The sequence below is a fragment of the Intrasporangium zincisolvens genome (genome assembly GCF_034724055.1).
Lineage (GTDB): Bacteria > Actinomycetota > Actinomycetes > Actinomycetales > Dermatophilaceae > Monashia > Monashia zincisolvens.
Genome location: NZ_JAWIIL010000002.1, coordinates 824,113 through 844,938 on the forward strand (window position 1 = coordinate 824,113; position 20,826 = coordinate 844,938).

The following is a 20,826-nucleotide window of genomic DNA, read 5'->3' on the forward strand; positions in this document are numbered from 1 at the left end:
CGGTTCGGGCGCTGGGCCCTCGTCATGCTTGACTTGGGCCCATGACCGTGCGCCCGATCGTCATCAGTGGTGAGCCCGTGCTCCACCGCTCCGCCGCCCTCGTCACCGCGTTCGACGAGGACCTCAGGACGCTCGTCGACGACATGCACGAGACGAACATCGCGGCCAACGGCGTCGGCCTTGCCGCCCCGCAGGTCGGCGTCGGGCTGCGGGTCTTCGTCTGGAAGATGCCGAACGACGACGGCGTGCCCGAGTCGGGCCACATCATCAACCCCACCGTGACCACCTCGAAGGTGCCGCAGGGCCGACCGGATCCCGACGAGGAGACCGAGGGCTGCCTCTCCGTCCCGGGGGAGTCGTTCCCGCTGCGCCGGGCCGAGCGCTCCCACGTCGTCGGCCTCGACGTCGACGGCAACCGCGTCGAGTTCGACGCCACCGGCTGGTTCGCGCGGTGCATGCAGCACGAGTACGACCACCTCAACGGCACGCTCTACGTCGACCGCCTCGACGAGCGTCAGTCGAAGAAGGCCAAGAAGGCCGTGCGACGCAACGGCTGGGGTACACCCGGCCACTCGTGGATGCCCGGGGTCGACGCCGACCCGTTCGGCCACGACGAGGTCGAGGACGCCGACGACGCGCACGCCCACCACGGCGAGCACGACGAGCTCGCCGGGTGACCGACCCGGCCGCAACGGCCCCCTCGGCCGGAACGAGCGATGAGTGCGCGGCGGCAGCAACGCCCCTCGTCGCCGTCGTCGGGGCGACCGCCACGGGCAAGTCCGACCTCGCGCTCGACATCGCGGAGCGGCTCGGGGGAGAGGTCGTCAACGCCGACGCCATGCAGTTCTACCGCGGCATGGACATCGGTACCGCCAAGCTGGCCCCCGCCGAACGGCGTGGCATCCCGCACCACCAGCTGGACGTCCTCGACGTGACCGATGAGGCGAGCGTCGCTGCCTACCAAGAGGACTCGCGCGCCGACATGGCCGCGATCCGGGCCCGCCGTCACCGCCCGGTGCTCGTCGGCGGGTCCGGCCTCTACGTGCGCGCGGCCCTCGACCGCCTCGAGATCCCGCCGACCGACCCCGACGTCCGGGCGCGGCTCGAGGCCGAGGCGGAGCGCGACGGCGCCGACACGATGCACGCCAGGCTGCGTGCCGTCGACGCCGACGCCGCAGCGCGCATCCTGCCCGGGAACGTGCGCCGCGTCGTCCGGGCCCTCGAGGTCGTCGAGCTGACCGGCCGGCCTTTCAGCGCCTCGATGCCGGTGCGCGAGCACCTCACGCCTGCAGTCGTGCTCGGGCTGCGTGTGGACCGCACCGTCCTCGGCGACCGGATCGACCGACGCGTCGACCGGATGTGGGAGCAGGGGCTGCGCGAGGAGACCGAGCGGCTGCTCCACGCCGGTCTTCGCGACGGGGTCACGGCGAGCCGTGCCATCGGCTACAGCCAGGCCATCGCCGTCCTCGACGGCGACCTGTCCGAGGAGCAGGCCCGGCTCGACACCGCGCAGGCCACACGTCGATATGCCCGTCGCCAGGAGGCCTGGTTCCGCCCCGACCCCCGGATCGTCTGGCTCGAGGCCGACGCACCCGACCTGCTCGACCGCGCCCTCGCCGCAGTGCGGGCGGTCGACGCCTGCGCCCCCGACGTACCGGAGAATGGCTGACATGACGCGCTTCACGAAGGGCCACGGCACCGAGAACGACTTCGTCCTCGTCCCCGACCTCGACGGCACCCTCGAGCTGACGCCGGCACAGGTGCAGCGCATCACCGACCGGCACGCCGGCCTCGGCGCCGACGGGGTCATCCGCGTCGTGCGCACCCGCTACGCCACCGACGACGCCGTGCGGGCCCAGGCGGAGGACGCCGAGTGGTTCATGGACTACCGCAACTCCGACGGCTCGCTCGCCGAGATGTGCGGCAACGGCACCCGCGTCTTCGCGGAGTACCTGCGACGCGAAGGTCTGGCGTTCGGCCGACAGCTGAGCATCGCGACGCGCGCCGGCACCAAGACGATCCGGGTCACCGACACCGGCTACGCCGTCGACCTCGGGCCGTGGCGACTGGCAGACGAGGACGGTGCCCGCCGCGACGGCTTCGACGTCATGGTGCGTCCCCGCCACGGCAAGCCGGTGCCGGCGCTGTCGCTCGACCTCGGCAACCCGCACGCGGTCGTCATGCTGCCCGAGGGCATCGAGCTCGACCAGCTCGACCTCACGGCCGCGCCCGAGGTGCACCCCGAGCAGCCTGACGGGGTCAACGTCGAGTTCGTCAAGGCCGTCGGCCCGGGCCACATCGCGATGCGGGTGCACGAACGCGGCGTCGGCGAGACCCGTTCGTGCGGCACCGGCGCGGCCGCGGCGGCCCTCGCGACGCGCTTCTGGTCCGGAGTGGAGGACGACTCGCCCTGGACGGTCGACGTGCCCGGTGGCCGACTCACGGTGACGCCGCTGCCGGGCCACCGCGTCGAGCTCGCCGGCCCGGCGGCACTCGTCGCGGACGGCGACTTCCCGCTCTGACCCCAGCGTCCCGCACGCGCCGTTCCTCTTTCGAGGTATCTGCTCGCGCTCGAGCGCGAGGGAAGACCTCTAACTAAGCGAGAGGCCGCGGGGTGGAGGTGATCTCTCGCGCGGTTCCGCGACGGATTACCTCGAACCGAGCGCGAGGATGGGGGGAGCGACGCGCGTCAGGCGTCCGGCTCGGTCCGGCGCACCTCGAGCACCCGGAACGCCTTGGCCGACGACCGGCGGGTGCAGGTCAGACCCCAGTCCTGCGCGTTGAGCCACTTCTGGAGCGAGTCCGAGCCGAGGTGCTTCTGCACGACGAGGTGGGCGACCCCGCCGTCGGTGAGCCGCGGCAGCCACCGCTCGAGCAGCGCGTGGAGGGCGGGCTTGCCGACGTGGATCGGCGGGTTGGACCAGATGGTGTCGAACCGGAGGTCTTCCGGCACGTCGTCGGGCTCGCAGAACGTCACGTTGCCGACGCCGACGGTCACCGCGTTGCGACGTGAGAGGTCGAGCGAGCGGCGGTTGACGTCGACGCCCCATACGCGGGCGTCGGGGGAGCGGAGCGCCATCGTGAGGCTGATCGGGCCCCAGCCGCAGCCGATGTCGAGGAGCGCACCCGTGGGGCTGGGGTCGGGCACGTCGGAGAGCAGGACCGCGGTGCCTGGGTCGAGCCGCTCGGGGGAGTAGACGCCGCGCGCCGTCGTCAGCCGGTAGGGGGTGCCCTCCAGCGTGACGTCGATCGTCCGCAGATCCTCCGGGGAGGCGGGCTCGGCGGTGAAGTAGTGGTCGGTCCGCTCGTTCATCAGGGCCACCGTATCGGCCGCGGTCAGTCCCAGCCCTGAGCCTCCACGAGGTCGGCCCAGTGCGAGACCAGTCGGGCCGGGAGGGCGGCCGCGGCGACCACGGCGGCGACCCAGATCACGCCCTCGTGGGTCCAACTGTGCGGTGACGTGGACTCGACGACGAGGTTCACGAGCGCGCCGATCCCGGAGCCGATGAGCCCGAGCGTGACCCGGCCGGGTCGCCGCCCGAGCAGCCCGGGAAGGCCCGCCAGCGCGAAGGACAGGCCCATGACGCCGAACCACGTCCCGACCGGGACGTACGTCGTGCCGAACGACGTGGTCAGGACGCGCGTGCCGTCCACCACGAAGGCGACCGGCTCGCGGCCCCAGTACTGGGCCGTGGCCGGCGCCCCGGACAACAGGCGCGCCAGCGCGGGCGGCCAGGTCGAGGTGTCAGGCCGGTCGTCGGCGAAGCGGACGTAGGCGTTCCGCACGCCGGTGACGCTGGGCACGAAGCGCCACTCGCCCCGGCTGAACCGGGCGTCGATGCGACCGGGGACCTCGACGAGGCACCCGCCGGGGTCGACGGCCGGTGCACGCCACTCCGGGCACACGCCGGCCGCGGCCATGGCCGACCCGCGGCTCCACGCGAACGGCGTGTAGGCGAGCGACGCCACCCCGATGACGAGGAGCAGGACGCAGCCGGCCACGACGAGCGGGCGTCGGCGGGGGCGCCCTCGGCGACGCCCCGGGTGCGCGTCCACGCGTCCGACCACATGGTCGACGACGGGGCCCGAGCTCCACTGGGAGCCGGGTTCGGCGTGGTGTCGGCGGCGGGCCACCGGCACACGCTAGCGAGGCGCCGAGCCCCCGTGGGGGTACGCGCGGGCACAAACGAGTGGCTCGTGGCGTTCAAGGGATGGGAACCTAGGGAGAACATGACGACGAACCACACGAACCAGCACGGTCGCGACACCGACCTGTTCAAGACCCGCGCCGAGGCCCTGGCCGCCGACCTCGACGAGCACACCGAGGCGGACCTGCCGCTCTACGACGGCGACCAGCTCGACCGCGAGGAGCGTGCCGCGCTCCGCCGGGTGCAGGGGCTGTCCACCGAGCTCGAGGACATCACCGAGGTCGAGTACCGGCAGCTGCGCCTCGAGCGCGTCGTGCTCGCCGGAGTGTGGACCGAGGGCACGAGCGAGGACGCCGAGAACTCCATCCGCGAGCTCGCCGCCCTCGCCGAGACCGCCGGCTCCACGGTGCTCGAGGGCGTGCTGCAGCGCCGCCAGCGCCCCGACCCCGCGACCTACCTCGGCAAGGGCAAGGCCCTCGAGCTGCGCGACATCGTCGTGGCGGAGGGTGCCGACACCGTCATCTGCGACGGCGAGCTGGCCCCGGGCCAGCGCCGCGCGCTCGAGGACGTCGTCAAGGTCAAGGTCATCGACCGCACCGCCCTCATCCTCGACATCTTCGCCCAGCACGCGAAGAGCCGCGAGGGCCGCGCGCAGGTCGAGCTGGCCCAGCTGCAGTACCTGCTGCCCCGCCTGCGTGGCTGGGGTGAGTCGATGTCCCGACAGGCCGGTGGCCGTGTCGCCGGCGGTGAGGGCATCGGATCGCGTGGCCCCGGTGAGACGAAGATCGAGCTCGATCGCCGCCGCATCAACACCAAGATCGCCAAGCTGCGCCGCGACATCAAGGGCATGAAGACGAGCCGCGACACGCGCCGTCACTCCCGACGCGTCGGCGGAGTCCCGTCGGTGGCCATCGCCGGCTACACCAACGCCGGCAAGAGCTCGCTGCTCAACCGGCTCACCGGCGCCGGCGTGCTCGTCGAGAACCAGCTGTTCGCCACCCTCGACCCGACCGTCCGTCGCGCCGAGACCGAGGACGGCCGCCTCTACACCCTCGCCGACACCGTCGGGTTCGTGCGCAGCCTTCCGCACCAGCTCGTCGAGGCCTTCCGGTCCACGCTCGAGGAGGTGGCCGACGCCGACCTGCTGCTGCACGTCGTGGACGGCTCGCACCCCGACCCCGAGGGCCAGATCAGCGCCGTGCGTGGCGTGCTCGCCGACGTCGGCGGTGACCAGGTCAAGGAGGTCATCGTCGTCAACAAGGCCGACATCGCCGACCCCGAGGTGCTCGACCGGCTGATGCGCCACGAGAAGCACTGCATCACCGTGTCGGCCCGCACGGGCGCCGGCCTGGCCGAGCTGCGCGACCTCATCGCCCGTGAGCTGCCCAAGCCCGACATCGAGCTCGAGGTGCTCGTGCCCTACGACCGGGGTGACCTCGTGTCCCGAATCCACGAGCGGGCCGAGATCCTCGCGAGCGAGCACGTCGCCGAGGGCACGCGGGTGCGCGCCAAGGTGACGCCCGACCTCGAGGCCGAGCTGTCCGAGTACGTCGTCGTCGCCAGCTGAGCGGCGTCGACCGCACGGACGAGGACGGCGCCCCACCGATGCGGTGGGGCGCCGTCCTCGTCAGGTCGCCGAACGCTCGTGTCGAGGGTCGCGTCAGAAGATCGACCGGCTCATGGCGCCTCCGGACGACTTCAGCTCGAAGCGGGCGCCGAACGAGCCGGTCCCGGTGCCGCGGTACACCCACAGCCGGTTCGACGCGTCGAGCGCGTAGAGGTCGGGCTTGCCGTCGGCGTTGATGTCGCCACCGTTGAGGACGCGCGTCATGCCCTGCCAGCCGGTGCCGACGCGGACACCCGGCGCGAAGGTGCCGTTGCCACGCCCGGCGTAGAAGTAGAGGTCACCGTTGGCCCAGACAGCGTGCAGGTCGGACCGACCGTCGCCGTTGGCGTCGCCGACGGACACGATCGTCCTGGCGTTGCGGAAGCCGGTCGTCAGGACGGTTCCCGCACGCAGGGTGCCGGTGCCCGTACCGCGGTAGAGCAGGAGCGCGCCGTCGCTGCTGCGCCGGGCCAGCAGGTCGCCGAACCGGTCCCCGTCGTAGTCGCCGCCGAGGACGAGCAGGTTCATGCCGTTCCAGCCGGTGCCCATCTTGAAGCGGGCGCCCGTCTGGACCCAGCCCGCGCTGTAGGACCACAGCGTGCCCGTCGAGTCACGGGCGACCAGGTCCATGGCCCCGTCGTTCGTGAGGTCTCCACCGGATGCCACCAGGGTCATGCCGCCCCAGCCCGAGGCGAACGTGCGGTTCCAGAGGTAGGGGCCCGTCGCCGACTGGTCGACCCGCATCTCCTGGACCCACCCGTTCGACAGGACGCGATAGACGGCGCGGAACGGGTTCATCGAGGGGCCGTTGAGGTACGGGCGGCCGGGGACCCGGGGAAGAGTCGCGTCCAGGGAGGTCGTCGTCATGAGGCGTCCCGACACCGTCAGCCGCACGCCGACGACGGAGCCGGCCTCGTGCGGACCGATGTTCTTGCCGTAGTTGGTGGGCCACGGCACGACGCGTCCGTCGCGGGTCCACGACGTCGTGGTCGTGAGCGGAGAGGCCTCGCTGGCCGGAGGGTAGGGCGACAGCGACGTCACGAACTGGTCGAGACCGGCGCCGACGCGGACGTACGGCGACGCCTTGATGACGATGCGTCCGGTGACGGAGCCGACCACGGGGGTCGGGCCCGTGTCGCGGTGCACGTCGAGCCCCGTGCCAGCCTGGACGACGCGGATCCGGTGGGTGAGGCGGTGCCCGCGGTCGGCCGCCACGAAGGTGTGCGACGACGCGGCCGAGTCGTCGATCGCGGCTCCGTCGCGCAGCCACGACTGCGTCACGCTGACCTGGCCCGCGAGTGCGCCGTACGTGCCGGAGCGCGTCGACCACGTGGAGTCGAGGCTCACGGCCGAGCTCGTCGAGCGGAGCAGCGAGTCGTCGGCGAAGCGGGTGAGCGGTCCGATCGGTGCGCTCGTCAGGCTCTGCGTCGCCCCGTCCGGTGCGGTGGCCACCACCGTGGCGCTGACGGAGGACCCGAAGTAGCGCAGGCCGAGCGGCAGGCCGGGACTCTCGAGCACCGTCGTGCCGTCAGCGGACCACGTCGTGGTGTACGTGACACCGGCCGGGGCGCCGGTGGCCGGGGTGACGAGAGCGCCGAGCGTCGACTCGAGCGTCGGGTCGGCCGGCAGCGTGACGGACGCCATGAGCGTCGGCGCGTCGGCGGAGCTCGTGATCGGGGCGCCGACGAGGGCGGCGATCGCCAGGCCGCAGACGGCCACGGAGCCGGTGAGGAGTCGGGTAGGACGCTGCATCAGAAGACCTTCGCGGGGAGGGTGTAGCCGGACGTGGTGAGGCTGCGCGCGGTGAAGCCGCCGCGCCCGGTGCCCGGGTAGAGCCAGACGTTGCCCTTGGCGTCGCGGGCGAGCAGGTCGGCCTTGCCGTCGCGGTTGAGGTCGCGGGCCGCGAGCAGGCGGTTCATGCCGCCCCAGCCGGTGCCGACCCGGACGCCTGCTGCGAGCGTGCCGCCCGCCCGTCCGGCGTAGAACCAGAGGCTGCCGTCGGGGAAGGTGGCGTGGACGTCGGCGATGCCGTCGCCGTTCGCGTCGCCGAGCGTCACGATCTGCACGGCGTTGCGCAGGGCGGTCGTGACGACCTTGCCGCTCGCCAGGGGCCCGCCGAGGCGCCCGGCGTAGAAGACGAGCGCGCCGTCGCTGCTGCGGCGTGCCATGACGTCGGCGACCCGGTCCTGGCTGAAGTCGCCTCCGGTGACGATGCGGTTCATGCCGTTCCAGCCGGTCCCGATGCGCCTCGTCGAGCCCCAGGCGTGGGAGTAGAGCACGAGGTTGCCCGAGCGGTCACGCCCGACGAGGTCCTCGCGCCCGTCGTCGTCGAGGTCGCCACCGAGCCCGAGCGCTGTCAGGCCGGACATGTCGAGGTTGTTGAAGCCGGTGAGGTTCCCGTCGGGGTAGCGGCCGGTGGAGGAGGCGCGGAGGACCCACAGCTGCTGCGGGTCCCAGCCGGGGGCGAAGTACACCAGGTCGCGCAGCCCGTCGGTGTCGTCGAACGAGAGGAGGGAAGGCGTGCCGCCGATCGCGACCTTCCGCGACCAGGAGGTCGTGGGCAGGTAGCCGGGCAGCCCGCACACAGACCTCGCCTGCAGGGTCGTGCCGCGCTCCATGGTGTGCACGTAGTGGTCCGAGCCGGTGTTGCCGGGCAGGGCCGTGCCGTTGCGGTACCACTGGTAGTCGCAGTCCGAGGGGCCGTACGTCTGGGACGGAGGCTCCGGGTAGCCACCGGTGACCTGCGGGTGCACGGACAGGTACTGACCGGCGGCGGCCGACCCGGTCAGGTCGAGGGTGGCCTGGAACCGGCCCAGCGCAGGCGTGGCCGCGGAGGTGACGCTGCGGGAGGCGCCCGTGGCGGGCTGGGCGAGGTCCAGCCGAAGACTCAGGGCGTGGCCCTCGTCGGCGGCGACCCTGGTGTGCGCCCACGGCAGGCCCGGGTCGGACGCCACCGGGACGCCGTCGCGCAGCCACGTGTACGTCGCGGTGAAGCCTCCCGCGAACGCCCCTTCGATCGGCTGCAGGTGCGGTGCGTCGACGGTGAAGCGACGGGCCTGCTCGTCGTAGGCGAGGGCACCGAGGGCGAACGCGGTCGGGGTGACGGTCGGTGAGGTGACCGTCTCGGTCGACCCGTCGGGGGCCTTCGCCGTGACCTCGAGGGCGAGGTGGCCGCCGAAGTGGTCCCAGGGCACGAGGTGGCCGGTGCTGGTGCCGTAGCGCGTGAACGAGTCGACGAGGTGTCCGTCGAGCATCCATCTGTACGTGTACTGGACGTTCGCCGGCGCACCGGCCGCCGGCACCACGGTGCCGGTGGCGCTCCCGGTGATGACCGGCGTGCTCAGTGACACCGAGGCGATGAGGTCGGCGTCGGCCGCGCTCGCGGTGGCGGCGCCGACCGGGAGCAGGAGGCCGAGCGCGAGGACGCCGGTGACGAGGTGGCGCCCGCGAGCAGCACCGGATGGACGGAGGTTCACGTGTTCCCCTGTGTGAGTCATGAGCCGGGTTCGGCACCGGCAGGGGGACTGTAGTGCCCCGGACCGCTGCCTGGAGCCGAAGACGGACGCCCGCTGCGTGTTCCTGCAGGGCTGCCGGGTCGGTGCCGCTCCGGTCGGGGCCGCCGCGGCGTGCCACCCCACGGGCGTCGGTGGCGTCGGTGAGGATGGTGGGCATGGCCCTCGAGATCCCGTGCCCGTACTGCGGAACCCAGATGTACGCCGAGCAGGCGCACAACCGCTGCCCGAAGTGCCTCTACATCGAGCCGTGCTGCGACGGTGCGCCCCAGGCGGTCTGCGAGACCCGGGCACCCGAGCGGCCGGCTGCGTCGCGGTGACGGCAGGCGCCGCGGCCGCCGACGCGCTGACGCTGCTGCAGCCGCCCGCGCCGGGCGGTCCGGGCGACGCGTGGCTCGTGACGCGTCGGCTCGTCCTGCGCCGACCGTCCGACACCGACCTCGAGGACTACCTGCGCCTGCACGGCGATCCGCGCACCTACGCCCACGCGCCGCACACGATGCCCAGCCCCGAGCGCTGCCGCGAGCGGCTCCAGGGCGACCTCGACTCCTGGGAGGCCGACGGCGTCGGCTACGCGGCTGTCGTCGAGCGGTCCTCGGGCGAGGTCATCGGCTGGGCCGGCCTGCGGGTCAAGGACTCCGACGACACCGAGCTCAACCTCTACTACCGCCTGGCGCACTCCCGGCTCGGCCAGGGCCTGGGTCGTGAGATCACGCGCGGCATCGTCGCCTGGGGCGTCGAGCACCGTTCCGAACGCGTCACCGCGATGGTCGACCGGGTCAACGGCGCCTCCGTCGCGACGGCGACGGCGGCCGGCCTCGTGCAGACCGGCACGCGGCTCAACCGGGACGACCCGCCGGACTCGGAGCCGATGCTGTACTTCGAAGCCCCGGTCGTGGCGGCCGTCGACCCGGCCGACGTCGATGCCGACCTCACGGACGCCGTCGTCGACCTCTGGGGTCGGGTCAACGACGCCGGCGGCTCGGTCGGCTTCCTGCCCGGAGCCCCTCGTGCTGCCGTCGCCGCTGCCCTCGACCGCCACCTCGCCGACGTCGGCGCCGGCATCTCGGTGCTCTGCACGCTGCGTGACCCCGACGGCGCACTGCGCGGCCTCGGTTTCTGGGAGCACTCGCGCGGGTTCCCGTACGAGCACCTCGCCGGCCTCAAGCGGCTCATGATCGACCCCGTGGCGCAGGGCCGCAACCTCGGACGTGTGCTCCTCGGCGGGATGGTCGGCATCGCCCGGCGGTCGCTGCCGGCCGTCGAGCTGCTGAGGCTCGAGTACCGCGACGGGCTCGGCCTCGGTGAGTTCTACGCGTCGGCGGGATGGACCGAGGTGGGCCGGGTGCCGGGTGGGCTCAAGCTGTCCGACACCGACTACCGCGACGACGTCACGATGGTCCGCCGCCTCGACGGCGCCCCGCTGACCTGACGCGGCCGAGCAGCACTGCGGTGGAGTCGGATCGCGTCACATCAGGCCGACGATGCTGCCGTCCTCGGTGAGGTCGATGCGTTCGGCGTTGGGCGAGCTGGGGAGCCCCGGCATGGTGCGCATGTCGCCGCAGATCGCGTAGACGTAGCCGGCGCCGACGGCGGCCCGCACCTCGCGCACCGGCATCCGCCACCCGGTCGGGGCACCGAGCAGCGTCGGGTCGGAGGACAGGGACAGGTGCGTCTTGGCGATGACGACGGGCAGCTCGCCGAAGCCCAGACGCTCGTAGTCGCGCAGGGCCCGGGCGGCGCCGGGGGAGAGGTCGATGCCGTCGGCGCCGTACACCTCGCGCGACACCGTCTCGATCTTGTCCGCCAGCGGCATCTCCGGCGGGTAGAGGACGCGGAACTCGCTCGGCTCGGCGGCCGCGTCGAGCACGAGTCGGGCGAGGTCCTCCGCTCCCGCGCCGCCCTGGGCCACGTGACGCGTCACGGCGCAGCGGACCCCGAGCTCGTCGCAGAACCGGCGCACGACGTCATGCTCGGAGTCGTGGTCCGTGGGGAAGGCGTTCACGGCCACCACCGGCGTCACGCCGAAGCGTCGGACGATCTCGACGTGGGCGCGCAGGTTGGCCAGGCCCGCCTCGACCGCCGACGGGTCCTCGTCGAGCAGGTCCTCGGGCAGGGGCCGTCCCGCCCGGATGCGCCACCGCCCCGAGTGCGCCTTGAGCGCCCGCACCGTCGCCACGACGACAGCGGCGTCGGGCACGAGCCCCGCCACCCGGCACTTCACGTCGAAGAAGCGCTCGGCGCCCATGTCCGCGCCGAACCCGGCCTCGGTGACGACGACGTCGGCGCCGCGCAGCGCCACGAGGTCGGCGACCACCGACGACGTGCCGGTCGCGATGTTGCCGAACGGGCCGCAGTGCACGAGCGCCGGACCGCCCTCGAGGGTCTGGAGCAGGTTGGGCTGCAAGGCATCCCGCAGGATGACCGCCATCGCCCCGGCGGCGCCGAGGTCCTCGGCCGTGACGCCCTTGCCCTCGAGGGTGTAGCCGACGACGATGCGGCCGAGGCGCTCGCGCAGGTCCTGCAGCGACGTCGCGAGGGTGAGCAGCACCATGACCTCGCTCGCGGCCGTGATGTCGAACCCGGTCTCGCGCGGCACGCCGTCCTCGCGGGCTCCGAGGCCGACGACGACGTTGCGCAGGGCTCGGTCGTTGACGTCGAGCACCCGTCGCCAGGTGATGCTGCGCGGGTCGATCCCGAGCGCGTTGCCGTGGTGCAGGTGGTTGTCGACCATGGCGGCGAGGAGGTTGTGCGCGGCGGTGACGGCGTGGAAGTCGCCGGTGAGGTGCAGGTTGAGCCGGTCCATCGGCACCACCTGGCTGTACCCGCCGCCGGCGGCGCCGCCCTTGATCCCGAAGGTCGGCCCCATCGAGGGCTGGCGGAGCGTGACGACGGCCCGGGTGCCGAGGCGCTGGAGTGCCTGCGCGAGGCCGACGGACGTCGTCGTCTTTCCCTCGCCGAGGGGCGTCGGGGTCATCGCCGTGACGACGACGTACGTCGCCCGACGCTCCGGTCCGGGGGTGTCGAGGGCGGCGAGGTCGACCTTGGCGACGTCGCGGCCGTACGGCACGAGGTGGTCCTCGGCGATGCCGAGGTCGGCGGCCACCTCGACCATCGGGCGCAGGGTCGCTGCGCGCGCGATGTCGAGGTCGGTGGGCTGGCTCGTGGTCATACCTCGATCAAACTCCGCCGCACCGCGTCCGGCGAGGATTTGCCGCCAACGTCACCACGCTCACAGCGACGCTGCTGCGGCCGGCCCGCAGCCGCCTCGGCCGGGTCAGTCGGCTCTGCCGCGCGACCAGCCCGGGTCGCGCCCGAGGTAGCGCAGCAGGTCGGCGAGGGGGGACCGACCGTCGGCAGGGTCGGGCAGCGCCGGCGCGTAGGCGAAGCCGCGCAGCGGCTCGACGATCGCGAGGGCCACGGGCTGCAGCTGCGCCGCGAGGTCGTCGTCGACGGGGGAGGGCTGGCCGGTGGCCACGGCGATGTCCCACGCGTGGATCGCGGCGTCGAGGGCGCAGGCGCCGACGGCGACCGGTGCGGCCAACGGGCCCTGCGGCAGGGGCACGGCGACGGCCGCATCGTCGGGGGCAATGGTCGAGAAGGCGGCGGCCGACGCGTCGAGGGTGGGCGCCAGGAAGGCGCGCGGGTCGCCGTCGAGCACCCCGGAGGGCGCGAAGGGGTCGAACGAGGGGAAGCCACGGCCCGTGAGCACGCCGGCGTAGCCGAGCTGGTCGCCCGCGGCGTGCTGGAGGACCTGCGCCACCGACCAGGCCTCGCACGGGGTGGGGTCGCCCCACGCGTCGGCGGGCACGGCGTCGACGGTCCGACGAAGGGCGTCGTGCGCGGCCGAGAGGAGGGGCCAGTCGTGGGTCTCGGGAGTCGTGCCGGGCGTTCTGGTCATGGTGGCTCCTTGATCGGAATGAGCTGTTCCGATATTGACGTTAACGGAATGAAGCATTCCGATCAAGTGGTAGCGTCGGACCATGTCAACCCCCACCGACCGGACGCCCGCCGCACCCGCTGCGCCTGCCGCACCTGCCCGGCGCGGCCGCCAGGCCGAGGCCGCCCGCAACGACGCCGCGATCCTCGAGGCCGCCCGCACCGTCTTCCTCCGCGACCCCGCGGCCCCGATGTCCGCCGTTGCGCACGAGGCCGGCGTCGGCGTCGGGGGCCTCTACCGCCGCTACGCCGGCAAGGACGAGCTGCTCCAGACTCTGTGCGGCGACGGCCTGCGCCGCTTCGTCGCGCTCGCCGAGGAGACCGTGGCGCGTCTCGACGACGGGGGAGACGCGTGGGCGGCCTTCGAGGGCTTCGTCCGCGGCGTCGTCGAGTCCGACGTCCATGCCCTGACCGTCCGGCTCGCCGGCACCTTCCGCTCGACCCCCGAGCTGCGTGCCCTGGCCGTGCGCAGCGGGCCACTCGTCGCCGGCCTCGTGGCCCGGGCGCGGGAGGCGGGTGTCCTGCGCCCCGACGTCACCGACGCCGACCTGCCGATGGTCTTCGAGCAGCTGACCGCCGTCCGCGTCGAAGACGTCGAGCGCACGGCCCAGCTGCGGCGTCGCTACCTCGCCCTGCACCTCGATGCGCTCCGGGCCCGGCACGGGTCGGCGACGCTGCCCGGGGGTCCGCCGACGGCGTCGGAGCTCCGCGAGCGCTGGGACCGCAGCCACTGACCGTCGATGCGCGTGCCCGCGGTTGGGGACGGGGGGATCGCAGCGTCGGCGGTGCCCCATAGGGTGGGTCGGTGGCCCCTCGACCTGCGATCGACGACCTCCTCCACGCCGCGGTGTCGAAGGTCGGTGGTACCGAGCGTCCCGGCCAGCTGGCCATGGCGCGGGCCGTCACCGACGCCGTCGACAAGGGTGAGCACCTGCTCGTCCAGGCGGGCACCGGCACCGGCAAGTCGCTCGCCTACCTCGTGCCCGCCGTGGCCCACGCCTTCGACAGCGGCAAGCCGGCCGTCGTCGCCACCGCCACCCTCGCGCTCCAGGCCCAGATCGTCGACCGCGACATGCCCCGCGTGGCCGAGGCGCTCGCCCCGGTGCTCGGCCGGCGGCCGACGTACGCGCTCGTCAAGGGCAGGCGCAACTACGTGTGCCTCAACAAGCTCGAGGGCGGTTTCCCCGACGACGAGGACGGCCTGCTGTCGGTGTCGCAGGTCGACGCCAACGTCGGGCGTCTCGGTGCCGAGGTCGTCCGGCTGCGCGAGTGGGCCGGCCACACCGGGTCCGGCGACCGTGACGAGCTCGTCCCCGGCGTCTCCGAGCGGGCCTGGCGCCAGGTGTCGGTCTCGGCGCACGAGTGCCTCGGCGGGAAGTGCCCGTTCGTCGCCGAATGCTTCGTCGAGCGCGCCCGCGAGGCCGCCAAGGACGTCGACGTCATCGTCACCAACCACTCGTTCATGGCCATCGACTCCTTCGAGGGCCGCCAGATGCTGCCCGAGCACGACGTCCTCGTCGTCGACGAGGCCCACGAGCTCGTCGACCGCGTCACGGCCACGGTCACCGACGAGCTGACCGGCGCGATGGTCGGCACCGCCGCCAAGCGCGCCGGCCGGATGTCCGACAACACCGACGCGCTCACCGAGGCCGGCGAGCTGCTCGCGGCCTCGCTCGAGCGGGTCGAGGAGGGCCGGATGCTCGGGGTGCCCGACGCCGTCGGGCTCGCACTCGCCCGGGTCCGCGACACCGCCCGCCAGGTGCAGAGCGACCTCAAGCCTCCGCCCGGCACCGAGGTCGACGGCGCCCGTCAGGTGGCGCGCGCCGCGGTCGACGAGGTGCACGAGAACGCCGAGCGCATCCTCGAGGAGCGCGAGCTCGACGTCGTGTGGCTCTCCCACGACCCGCGTCGGGGCCCCGTGCTGCGGGTCGCGCCGATGAGCGTCGCGATGCTCGTGCGCGACAAGGTCTTCGAGGCGCGCACGGTCGTGCTCACCTCCGCCACCCTCGAGCTCGGCGGCACCTTCGACGCCGTGGCCGGCACCATCGGCCTGCGTGGCGACGGCGCCCCCGCCTGGCAGGGCCTCGACGTCGGCAGCCCGTTCGACTACCCGAAGCAGGCCATCGCCTACGTCGCCACGCACCTGCCCGCGCCGGGGCGCGACGGCACGAGCGACGCCGCCCTCGACGAGATCGAGGAGCTGATCCGGGCCGCGGGCGGGCGCACCCTCGGCCTCTTCTCCTCGACGCGCGCCGCGCAGAACGCGGCCGAGGTGATGCGGGCCCGGCTCGGCGACGACTTCCCGGTGCTGTGCCAGGGTGAGGACCAGATCACGACGCTCGTGCGGCAGTTCGCCCGCAGCCCGCGCACGTGCCTCTTCGGCACGTTGACGCTGTGGCAGGGCGTCGACGTGCCCGGCTCGTCGTGCCAGCTCGTCATCATCGACCGCATCCCGTTCCCGCGCCCCGACGACCCGCTCGCCTCGGCCCGCTCGCAGGCCATCGCCCGGATGGGCGGCAACGGCTTCATGGCGGTGTCGGCCACCCACGCCGCGCTCCGTCTGTCCCAGGGGGCTGGGCGCCTCGTGCGCCGTTCCGACGACCGTGGCGTCGTCGCGTTCCTCGACTCGCGGATGATGACGGCCCGGTACGCCGGCTTCCTCCAGCGCTCGCTCCCGCCGTTCTACCCGACCACCGACAAGCAGATGGTCCTGGCCGCCCTCGGCCGCCTCGACCAGACCGCGCCCGAGCCGCTGCCGGTCGAGGAGCCGGCGCTGCGCTCGCTCAACGGTGCCCGGTCGGAGGACGACGGCACCGAGCACCCGCGTCCGGTCGCGCCACCGCCGCCCACGGCCCCGGCGCCCGCGACGCGCAGCGCCGTGACCTCCGGGCACGCGTGGACCGACGAGCAGGACGCCGAGCTGCGCGACGCCGCCGAGTCGGGGATGCTCCTCGACGAGCTCGTCGAGCACTTCGAGCTGCCCGGCGAGACCATCGCGGCCCGCGCCGAGCAGCTCGGCCTCACCCTCGCGACCGGCCAGCTCTTCGACTGACCGGACGCGAGGGGCCCGTCACTGCTTGGCCGCGCCCGGCACGGTCGGCAGCTGGAGGAGGTTCTGGGTGCCCTGCGGCACGACGATGAGCGAGTCGCCGTGCTCCTTGAGCATGTCGATGTACTTGCTCATGAGCACCTGCTCGTTGAGGCGGTTCTGGCACTTGTCGGAGGGCACGGGCACGACCTTGACGGCCGTCACCTCCTTGCCGTTGATGACCTCCTTGACCTGGGTCGAGGTGGCCCCGCAGCGGATGATCTGGTCGGCGTCGGACGTCGCCTGCGCCTCGGTCTTGGTGATCTCGGCCTTGGCGAGCGCGGTCTGCAGGTCGGCCTTGGCGGCCTCGGCGTTGGCGAGCGAGCTCTGCACCTTGTCGTAGTTGGCCTGCACGTTCTGGTCGAGGGTGATGGCGCGCGGGTCGACCTGCTCGACGGTGACGCCGACCTCGCCGAGGCGCTTCTCGAGGCCCTCGGTGATGCGGAGCGCGAGGTCGGCGCGGGACTGCCGGACGGCCGCGGCGGTGAAGGTCGTCGGGGCGTCTCGGGTCACGGACGAGACGCCGGGCAGGACGGCGCGGCTGATGAACGACTCCTGGTCGGGGTACTGGCGGATGATCTCCGGCAGCTTGCCCGGGTTGAGGGAGTAGCGGATCGTCACGTCGTACGCGACGGTCGCGTTGTCGCTCGTCACGGTCGAGACCCGCCCGCCGTCCTCGTCGAAGGAGATCGTCTGGTTGCGGATGTCGAAGCGGATGAGGTCCTGCCACGGCGCCTTGAGGTGGATGCCGGTGGCGCTGATCGCCTGGTCGCCGACGGTGCCGAAGGTCTTGGTCACGGCCGCCTCGCCGGCGTCGAGGCGGTAGACCGACGAGCCGCCGAGGACGACGGCGGCGACGACGAAGGGCAGGAAGGCCCAGCGCGACAGCTTCTTCGGGTGGTCCTTGAGGCGGAGCAGGACCAGCCCGACGGCGACGAGGAGGACCGCGAGGACGAGAGCGAACATGACCTTCACTTCCGGTGGGTGCGAGGGGCGCTGTCGGGCCCGCATGGCACCCTTGACGCCATGAGCGACACCGGCGTTCCGCCCCTCGTGCTCGTCAGTGGTCCCGAGGAAGTTCTCGTCGAGCGGGCGGTGGCCACCTTCGTCGCCGCGGCGCGCTCGGTCGACGCCGAGGTCGTGCGTCTCGACGCCGCCACCTACGAGGGCGGGCAGCTGCGCGTGCACGCCAGCCCGTCGCTCTTCGGCGGGGCCACGTGCATCGTCGTGCGCGACGTCCACGAGGCGCCCGACGAGCTGCAGCTCGACCTGCTCGACCTCATCGCCGCCCCCGAGCCCGAGGTCAGCCTCGTCGTCGCGCACGGCGGAGGCCCGCGCGGCAAGAAGGTCCTCGACACGATGAAGAAGTCCGGGGCGCGCGTCGTCGAGTGCCCGGCGATCAAGTCCGACCGCGACAAGTCCGACTTCGTCACCAAGGAGTTCGCGGCGGCCCGCCGGCGCATCACGAGCGACGGCGTGCGGGCCCTCGTCGAGGCCGTCGGCAAGGACGTCCGCGAGCTCGCCGCCGCCTGCGCGCAGCTCGTCTCCGACACCGAGGGCACCGTCGACGACGCCGTCGTCGACACCTACTACGGCGGCAAGGTCGAGGCCACCGGCTTCCGGGTCGCCGACGCCACGGTGTCGGGGCACGCAGGGGAGGCCCTGCGGCTGCTGCGCCACGCCATCGCGAGCGGCGTCGACCCCGTGCCGATCGTCGCCGTCATCGCCTCCCAGCTGCGCCAGCTCGTCAAGGTCGGCGCGGCCGGGCGCGGCAGCTCGGCGCAGCTGGCCAAGAGCCTCGGCATGGCGCCGTGGCAGGTCGACAAGGCGCGACGGGCCGTGAACCACTGGAGCGCCGACGGGCTCGCCGTGGCCATCCAGGCCGTCGCCGCCGCCGACTTCGAGGTCAAGGGCGGCGGCCGCGACCCCGTCTACGCCGTCGAACGGGCCATCCTGACGATCGCCGGCGCGCGCGGCGGACGCTGAGCGGGCGTTCGGGCGCCGACCGTCCACCCGCGCTGGCCTGCGGTTTCGGGCCGTCGGCGCCCGTTTGGAGGGGTCGTCCGGCGCTGGTACCGTTGACCCTTGCGTGCGCGCTCAGGTCGTGCGCGCATGCAGGCTTTACCCAGAGCCGTTCACGCAGGGTGCCCCACGCCCGGTCCCGAACGGCTTTGCCGCCCTCTAACGGCAGAATCCGACCGAACGAAAGAACATCACGTGGCAAACATCAAGTCGCAGCTCAAGCGGATCAAGACGAACGAGAAGCGCACCGAGCGCAACAAGGCCGTCAAGTCCGAGCTTCGCACCTGGGTCCGCAAGTTCCGCGAGGCTGCTGCCTCCGGCGACAAGGACGCCGCTGACGCCGCCCTCAAGGCTGCCAGCCGCAAGCTGGACAAGGCCGTGAGCAAGGGCGTCATCCACCAGAACCAGGCCGCCAACCGCAAGTCGGCCATGGCGAAGAAGGCCGCGTCGATCTGACGCTCCGCACTCTTGCCTGAGCGGGCCCGTCACCCTCGGTGACGGGCCCGCTCCGCGTCCGGCGTCGTGCCCGACGCGCCCTGACGCGGCACGACGCGTCCTGACGTGTTCCGACCTGTCAGCGCAGGCGGGCCCGTGCGGCGGCGACGACCTCGTCGTAGCGCTCGCGCGCCAGGACCGCGCCCTCGCGGCGCACGGCGTCCGGGGCGACGCGGATGAGCCGGTTGACGCGCACCTCGCTCGGGCGGCCCTGCCGGTCCCAGGCACCGGTGCCGATGTCGACCCACTCCCGCCCGGCCCGGCGCTCCTGCCGCTCGTCGCGGTCGTGGTCCTTGCTCGTCAGCTGCAGCCCGACGAGCCACGGGCCATCGTGCCCGATGAGCAGGACCGGGCGGTCCTTGCCCTGGCCGTGGTCCTCCTCGAACGGCACCCACGTCCACACGATCTCGCCAGGGTCGGGCCGGCCGTCCGGGCGGGGCGCGTACGTCGTGTCGGGCAGCCGGGTGGCGTCGCCGGGATACCGGCCGGGCGTCGACGGCGCACCCGTGACGCGGCCCCGGGGACGGCTCGGAGCGGGTGACGAGGGCGCCGAGGCGCGGGACGAGCCGCGCAACAGGTCGAGGAGGCGGCGCAGGACGCCGCCGGAGGAGGTGGACATGGGAATCACCGTAACCACGCCGTCGTTACCGTGTGGGCCAGAGCCCGGGTCGACGGCGATCCGCACACGCCACACGCACCAGCCGACCGCATCCACACCCCGGAGTCGTCCTTGAGCCCCGCCCGCCGCCGTACCGCCCTCGCCATCCTCGCCCTGTCCGTGGGCGGGTTCGCCATCGGTACCACCGAGTTCGTCACGATGGGCCTGCTTCCGCAGATCGCCGAGGGCACCGGCGTCGACATCGCCACGGCGGGGCACTACGTGTCGGCCTACGCGCTCGGCGTCGTCGTCGGCGCGCCCCTCATCGCCGTCATGGCCGCGAAGGTCCCGCGCAAGGGGCTGCTCATGGGCCTCATGGGGTTCTTCGCCGTGGCCCACCTGGCGGTCCTCTTCGCCAACACCTACCCGACCGTCATGGCGGCCCGGTTCCTCGCCGGCATCCCCCACGGAGCCTTCTTCGGCATCGGCTCGGTCGTCGCCGCCTCGCTCGTCTCGCACCAGCGGCGCACCGCCGCGGTCGCGACGATCCTCGGCGGTCTCGGCGTCGCCAACATCGTCGGGGTCCCGCTCGCGACCGTCCTGGGCCAGCGGATCTCGTGGCACGCCCCGTACGTCGCGGTCGGTGCCATCGCGGCGGTCACCGTGGTGGCCGTCGCCCTGTTCCTGCCGCACCAGCCCCCGAGCGGCGAGGAGTCGATGCGCCGCGAGATGAAGGCGCTGACCCGGCTGCAGGTGTGGCTCGCCCTGCTCGTCGGCGTCGTCGGCTTCGGCGGCATGTTCGCCATGTACTCGTTCATCACCCCGACGATGACCTCGCTGGCCGGTCTCGACGAGCGCTACATCCCGTGGGTCCTCGCGGCCTACGGCACGGGCATGGTCGTCGGCATGGCGCTGGCGGGCCGGGTCGGACGCCGGTTCGGCATCCTGCGCGGGATCGTCGTGGCCCTGTCGCTCATCGCGGTGCTCCTCGCCGTCTTCGGCCAGGCGGCGCACGTGCTGTGGCTCGCGGTGACGATGGTGTTCGTCCTCGGACTGCTGCCCTCGGTGCTCGTGCCGCTGCTGCAGACGCGCCTCATGGACGTCGCCCACGAGGGTCAGTCGCTCGCCGCCGCGCTCAACCACTCGACGCTCAACACCGCCAACGCGCTCGGCGCCTGGCTCGGCTCGGTCGTCCTCGCGGCCGGCTTCGGCTACGGGGCACCGAGCCTGGTCGGTGCCGGTCTGGCCGTCCTCGGTGTCGGCGTCGCCGTCACGTCGCTCGTGCTCGAGCGACGCGCGTCGGGCAGCACGGCGGTGAGCGCGGCCGGCGCTCCCGAGCCGGCCGCCGCGTCGACGCGCTGACGGCAAGGAGGGCACTCACGGCGCCGGCGCACCTGCGCACCGACGCGCGCAGGGGC

Annotated in this window: 19 protein-coding genes; 11 read left to right on the forward strand and 8 right to left on the reverse strand. The window is 73.2% G+C overall.

What is annotated here, in order from left to right:
* The first annotated feature begins 41 nt into the window (after positions 1 to 41).
* Genes def through dapF form a run of 3 tightly spaced genes read left to right on the forward strand, consistent with a single transcriptional unit; the run spans position 42 to position 2,522 of the window.
* A complete protein-coding gene (def, locus tag RY076_RS08125; RefSeq protein WP_323097100.1) occupies positions 42 to 677 on the forward strand; it encodes a peptide deformylase in 636 nt (211 codons plus the stop codon).
* Positions 674 to 1,669 carry a tRNA (adenosine(37)-N6)-dimethylallyltransferase MiaA gene (gene miaA / locus RY076_RS08130; RefSeq protein WP_323097101.1) on the forward strand — a complete coding sequence of 332 codons (996 nt, stop codon included), beginning with the start codon at positions 674 to 676 and terminating at the stop codon, positions 1,667 to 1,669. The genes def and miaA overlap by 4 nt, the downstream gene beginning before the upstream one ends.
* 1 nt (position 1,670) lies before the next feature.
* Entirely contained in the window at positions 1,671 to 2,522 is an 852-nt protein-coding gene (gene dapF, locus RY076_RS08135; RefSeq protein ID WP_323097102.1) for a diaminopimelate epimerase, read from the forward strand.
* A gap of 167 nt (positions 2,523 to 2,689) precedes the next feature.
* Here the strand turns inward: dapF and RY076_RS08140 are convergent, their stop codons facing one another.
* Positions 2,690 to 3,313: a class I SAM-dependent methyltransferase gene (locus RY076_RS08140; RefSeq protein WP_323097103.1), complete on the reverse strand. Its 624-nt coding sequence runs from the start codon at positions 3,311 to 3,313 to the stop codon at positions 2,690 to 2,692.
* Positions 3,314 to 3,336: 23 nt separating this feature from the next.
* Positions 3,337 to 4,134: a hypothetical protein gene (locus tag RY076_RS08145; protein ID WP_323097104.1), complete on the reverse strand. Its 798-nt coding sequence runs from the start codon at positions 4,132 to 4,134 to the stop codon at positions 3,337 to 3,339.
* A gap of 96 nt (positions 4,135 to 4,230) precedes the next feature.
* On the opposite strand from RY076_RS08145, the gene hflX reads away from it, so the two are divergent.
* Positions 4,231 to 5,715: a GTPase HflX gene (gene hflX, locus RY076_RS08150; RefSeq protein WP_323097105.1), complete on the forward strand. Its 1,485-nt coding sequence runs from the start codon at positions 4,231 to 4,233 to the stop codon at positions 5,713 to 5,715.
* 93 nt (positions 5,716 to 5,808) lie between these two features.
* On the opposite strand, the gene RY076_RS08155 is transcribed toward hflX, so the two are convergent.
* Complete coding sequence (locus tag RY076_RS08155; RefSeq protein WP_323097106.1) at positions 5,809 to 7,506, reverse strand: FG-GAP repeat domain-containing protein; 1,698 nt, start codon at positions 7,504 to 7,506, stop codon at positions 5,809 to 5,811.
* Positions 7,506 to 9,230, reverse strand: coding sequence for an FG-GAP repeat domain-containing protein (locus RY076_RS08160; protein ID WP_323097107.1), 1,725 nt, complete (start codon positions 9,228 to 9,230; stop codon positions 7,506 to 7,508). The genes RY076_RS08155 and RY076_RS08160 overlap by 1 nt, the downstream gene beginning before the upstream one ends.
* Positions 9,231 to 9,424: 194 nt before the next feature.
* Here RY076_RS08160 and RY076_RS08165 point away from each other — a divergent pair, with 194 nt between their 5' ends.
* Together RY076_RS08165 and RY076_RS08170 are read left to right on the forward strand one after the other, a co-directional pair.
* Complete coding sequence (locus RY076_RS08165; RefSeq protein ID WP_323097108.1) at positions 9,425 to 9,586, forward strand: hypothetical protein; 162 nt, start codon at positions 9,425 to 9,427, stop codon at positions 9,584 to 9,586.
* Complete coding sequence (locus RY076_RS08170; RefSeq protein WP_323097109.1) at positions 9,583 to 10,698, forward strand: GNAT family N-acetyltransferase; 1,116 nt, start codon at positions 9,583 to 9,585, stop codon at positions 10,696 to 10,698. Before RY076_RS08165 ends, RY076_RS08170 begins: the two co-directional genes overlap by 4 nt.
* 36 nt (positions 10,699 to 10,734) lie before the next feature.
* Here RY076_RS08170 and RY076_RS08175 read toward each other — a convergent pair whose 3' ends face one another.
* Positions 10,735 to 12,438 (reverse strand): formate--tetrahydrofolate ligase, encoded by a 1,704-nt coding sequence (locus tag RY076_RS08175; protein WP_323097110.1) that lies wholly within the window; start codon positions 12,436 to 12,438, stop codon positions 10,735 to 10,737.
* 105 nt (positions 12,439 to 12,543) lie between these two features.
* Positions 12,544 to 13,167, reverse strand: a complete 624-nt coding sequence (locus RY076_RS08180) for a TIGR03086 family metal-binding protein (RefSeq protein ID WP_323097111.1) — start codon at positions 13,165 to 13,167, stop codon at positions 12,544 to 12,546.
* 82 nt (positions 13,168 to 13,249) lie between these two features.
* Between RY076_RS08180 and RY076_RS08185 the strand changes: the two genes are divergently transcribed.
* A complete protein-coding gene (locus RY076_RS08185) occupies positions 13,250 to 13,939 on the forward strand; it encodes a TetR/AcrR family transcriptional regulator (protein ID WP_323097112.1) in 690 nt (229 codons plus the stop codon).
* A 71-nt stretch (positions 13,940 to 14,010) separates the two neighbouring features.
* A complete protein-coding gene (locus RY076_RS08190) occupies positions 14,011 to 16,257 on the forward strand; it encodes an ATP-dependent DNA helicase (RefSeq protein WP_323097113.1) in 2,247 nt (748 codons plus the stop codon).
* A gap of 18 nt (positions 16,258 to 16,275) precedes the next feature.
* Here the strand turns inward: RY076_RS08190 and RY076_RS08195 are convergent, their stop codons facing one another.
* Positions 16,276 to 17,259, reverse strand: a complete 984-nt coding sequence (locus RY076_RS08195; RefSeq protein ID WP_323097208.1) for a prohibitin family protein — start codon at positions 17,257 to 17,259, stop codon at positions 16,276 to 16,278.
* A 60-nt stretch (positions 17,260 to 17,319) separates the two neighbouring features.
* Between RY076_RS08195 and holA the strand changes: the two genes are divergently transcribed.
* Both holA and rpsT read left to right on the forward strand, forming a co-directional pair.
* Complete coding sequence (holA, locus tag RY076_RS08200) at positions 17,320 to 18,279, forward strand: DNA polymerase III subunit delta (protein ID WP_323097114.1); 960 nt, start codon at positions 17,320 to 17,322, stop codon at positions 18,277 to 18,279.
* A gap of 231 nt (positions 18,280 to 18,510) precedes the next feature.
* Positions 18,511 to 18,771: a 30S ribosomal protein S20 gene (gene rpsT, locus RY076_RS08205; RefSeq protein ID WP_323097115.1), complete on the forward strand. Its 261-nt coding sequence runs from the start codon at positions 18,511 to 18,513 to the stop codon at positions 18,769 to 18,771.
* A 118-nt stretch (positions 18,772 to 18,889) separates the two neighbouring features.
* Here rpsT and RY076_RS08210 read toward each other — a convergent pair whose 3' ends face one another.
* The gene (locus RY076_RS08210) at positions 18,890 to 19,429 is read right to left on the reverse strand and encodes a type II toxin-antitoxin system PemK/MazF family toxin (protein WP_323097116.1); all 540 of its coding nucleotides are present in this window, start codon (positions 19,427 to 19,429) and stop codon (positions 18,890 to 18,892) included.
* Positions 19,430 to 19,540: 111 nt separating this feature from the next.
* Between RY076_RS08210 and RY076_RS08215 the strand changes: the two genes are divergently transcribed.
* The gene (locus tag RY076_RS08215) at positions 19,541 to 20,770 is read left to right on the forward strand and encodes an MFS transporter (protein WP_323097117.1); all 1,230 of its coding nucleotides are present in this window, start codon (positions 19,541 to 19,543) and stop codon (positions 20,768 to 20,770) included.
* Positions 20,771 to 20,826 lie beyond the last annotated feature (56 nt).